Origin of the sequence: Caballeronia terrestris (genome assembly GCF_001544515.1) — a bacterium.
GTDB lineage: Bacteria > Pseudomonadota > Gammaproteobacteria > Burkholderiales > Burkholderiaceae > Caballeronia > Caballeronia terrestris.
Window position 1 is genome coordinate 1 of record NZ_FCOL02000228.1, and the last position, 3,128, is coordinate 3,128.

Genomic DNA, 3,128 nt, shown 5'->3' on the forward strand with positions numbered 1-3,128 from the left:
AAAGCACACCGGCTCCTCAAGCGCTGGCCGCCTGACTATGCCGACCGCCCCGCGTACACCACTCTTGACGATTTCTCATGGGATTCTGCAGGCGCCGTTGTTCCAGCTATGCCTTGGCGTGCCATGGGGCGCGTCCTCCGACACCGAGAGCCTTCTTCAGATGAAGCGCTATCTGCCCGAGAACGCCCGATGGTCGGCGTTTGGTATCTCGCGGGCCCAGTTTCCGATCGTCGCTCAAAGCGTGATTCTCGGCGGACATGTTCGCGTCGGCCTCGAAGACAATCTTTATCTTGCAAAAGGAAAGTTGGCCCCAGGCAACGCAGCGCTGGTTAAACGTGCGGTCAGTATCATCGAAAGCATCGGCGCAGAGGTGGCAACGCCCGACGAGGCTCGCGGCATACTCGGCCTTCCCCGCCGCAATAGGAGGTGACGCGCCTTCCGTGAGAACGCTGCGTTGCGAAGCGCATTGGTTTTAACCGGTGGCCTGTTTCCGGGCTACCTATACCGCCGCCTCACGTATGTCTGATTCATCCTTTCTTTGTATGAGACCTGGATGTTCTGACGTAAGAAATGCGGCATCTATTGATGCATGGAGACAAAAATGCCCTTGTGGAATATCTATCATCCGGTCGGCGCCTACACGGCAGATGACAAGCAGGAGATGGCAAAGCGAATCGCCGACATCTATATCATTCCTCGGTTCTACGTAGGCGTTCTGTTTCATGAACAGCCGAAGGACTCGTTCTTCATGGGAGGAGAGTCGCGAGGCGACTTTGTCAGAATCAGACTGGACCAATTCGCGAGACACATCTCCAAGGACGTCGAATGGACGCAGTCCTGGCTCCGCAAGGCGAACGCCGCAATTGCGCCATTCGTCCAGGATCGAGGCTACCACTACGAGTTGCATGTCGGCGAGACGCCGCGGGAACTGTGGTTGATCGACGGCATTCGACCCCCGCGGCCCGATACGGAAGCTGAGAAGAAATGGAAGCTCGAAAACCGGGCGTCGCCCTATGATCCGGGCGAAGGTTGAATCGATTTGTCACGCCTGAAGAGACGCTAGGCTGAACTCGACTGACTGCGGCGAAGCCCGGCTTTCGCCGCATGTCGCGCCCCGCGGCGGCATGATTCACACCGCAACTCGAGTGAAGGAGTACGCACATGAAAGCCCTGATCATCGAACAAAACGGCGAGCCGTCGGAGGTAGTCCAATTGCGCGATTTGCCCGAGCCCACGCCCGGGCCAACTGAAGTCCGCGTGAGGATGCTGCTGGCGCCCGTGCACCCGTCCGATCTGCACGTCATCCGTGGACGTTTCGCGCGTCAGCGTCAGCCTGGATTGCCCGCCTCGCCCGGATCCGAGGGCGTCGGAATCGTCGACGCCGTGGGCAGCGACGTGCCGCCCACGCGGATCGGAGAGCGCGTCGTCTTACTGAACGTGCCCGGAACCTGGAGAGAGCAGGTCACCAGTCCGGCTGAACAGGCGATATCCGTTCCGGGGGCGATTTCCGACGAAGACGCCGCACAGGCTCTCATCAACCCGATGACAGCATGGGCAATGACCATGTGCGAGCATCAGCTCGGACGTGGCGACTGGCTGGTCCAGAGCGCGGCTGGTTCGACGGTCGGTCGCCTCGTGCTGCAGATCGCCAAAGCACAGGGCTTTCGCACCATCAACCTCGTACGTCGTGAAGAACAGGTCGCCGAGATTCAGGATCTTGGCGGTGACGTGGTGCTATGCACCGCGGACGAAAGCTGGCCCGAGCAGTTGATGAAGGCTACTGGCGGCAATGGCATCGTGAAAGCGATTGACTGCGTTGCCGGCCGCACGGGTGCTACGCTTGCGCGTCAGCTGGCCCTGAACGGTTGCCTGCTCGTTTATGGAGCCTTGTCGTCGCACCGTCAGTCTGACCCGGCCGCCTTCGAGATGCCGATTTTCGCGCCGGCACTGATCTACTCGAGTGTCGAGGTGCGCGGTTGGCTCATCTTCTCGTGGCTCGCGCTCAAGGGAGTGAGTGAAAGCAGCCGAACGCTGCGCAGCTTGCTCGATCGCATGGCCGATGGCACCTTGAAGCCGCCGGCAGCGCGCCGCTACAGCGTCGATTGCGCACTCGAAGCCTTCACGGCCGCGGAAAGCGCCGCACACCACGCTAAACCGCTGCTGGTGTTCGCGGAGCGCTGACTTTCGCTGCCCGACAGCTGCGGATGAAGCTTGATCGAAGGTTGAAACAAGGCGGCACTGAACAGGCGGAGTATTTGTAAGTGACTCGCAGTTATCGCTTCTGGAGAAAACGGCAATGCATTTAAAACGTGGGCAATCCGCCCAAAAAGCTCGAAGCGCTGCTGGCCACGGCTAGACGGTTGTTTTGCGAAGGAGGTATCGAAGGCGGTGCGTTGCTGAAATGGCGCGCGAAGCCGATCTTCATCGCGCAAGTTTCATTGTCTAGTTTTATCTGCAGACGTTCGTGAACGGCTGTTCGGCGATCGCGCTGCTCGCCCGGCTTCCCGAACTCTTCAAGAACGCGAGGCATCGGGATTGTTTCCATGCTGGACCGCGGCGCGCGCGCCAAGAGGGAGCGGGAAGCCTTTGCAATGCAGGAGTCTTATAAGCAGACGGGAATTTTGTCCCTCGGGCGCACCGATGGCGAAGCCGCAAGCGCCTGAGGGCTCGACCTTTCCGTTCGGAAGTGAGACATCACATGCGCGAAGAGCGAACGCGGTTCGGCGACCCCTTTGCGCAACGCTGCAATCGCAGCCGCGAGCTTCCCCCCGGCTCACGGCGATAAAGCGTTCCGGAGGCCACTACCGCGACGGTCGGCGTGGCGGCTTCTGTGTCGCTCCAGCGGGGAATTTCGGACGACGAGAGAACGTCTGATCCAGATGTCCTGAAGTGATGTGTCAGGACGGCATACACACAGAACAGGACGCAGAGCGTGCCGAAGGTGAGTATGAGGTCATCCATGTCGGCTCCTGTATTTTCCAGAATGCTTCGGAGCTTGCGGCAGTTCTTCGGATCGTGGCCCGCAAGCATTGCCGACGATGGGGACATCGTAGGCGGATAACCAAATACATTCAAATTATTGTCATGCATACAAGGCTCGATTCGAATCCATGCGATGACTCCAGATC

5 protein-coding genes are annotated in these 3,128 nt (G+C 59.5%); 3 read left to right on the forward strand and 2 right to left on the reverse strand.

All coding sequences use genetic code 11. The features are described 5' to 3' along the window. From AWB67_RS35685 to AWB67_RS35695, 3 genes are all read left to right on the forward strand, one after another. On the forward strand, window positions 1-430 hold a 430-nt coding region (locus AWB67_RS35685), incomplete at its 5' end, for a beta-keto acid cleavage family enzyme (protein WP_235025552.1). A gap of 171 nt (window positions 431-601) precedes the next feature. Then, window positions 602-1,033, forward strand: coding sequence for a tautomerase family protein (locus AWB67_RS35690; RefSeq protein ID WP_087660595.1), 432 nt, complete (start codon window positions 602-604; stop codon window positions 1,031-1,033). A 128-nt stretch (window positions 1,034-1,161) separates the two neighbouring features. Next, window positions 1,162-2,181, forward strand: a complete 1,020-nt coding sequence (locus AWB67_RS35695; RefSeq protein WP_087660596.1) for a zinc-dependent alcohol dehydrogenase family protein — start codon at window positions 1,162-1,164, stop codon at window positions 2,179-2,181. 121 nt (window positions 2,182-2,302) lie between these two features. Here AWB67_RS35695 and AWB67_RS40235 read toward each other — a convergent pair whose 3' ends face one another. Both AWB67_RS40235 and AWB67_RS40240 read right to left on the reverse strand, forming a co-directional pair. Continuing rightward, window positions 2,303-2,545 carry a hypothetical protein gene (locus tag AWB67_RS40235; protein WP_125477836.1) on the reverse strand — a complete coding sequence of 81 codons (243 nt, stop codon included), beginning with the start codon at window positions 2,543-2,545 and terminating at the stop codon, window positions 2,303-2,305. Between the two features lie 149 nt (window positions 2,546-2,694). Then, window positions 2,695-3,128: hypothetical protein (locus AWB67_RS40240; protein WP_235025553.1), on the reverse strand; the 434-nt coding region annotated here is incomplete at its 5' end.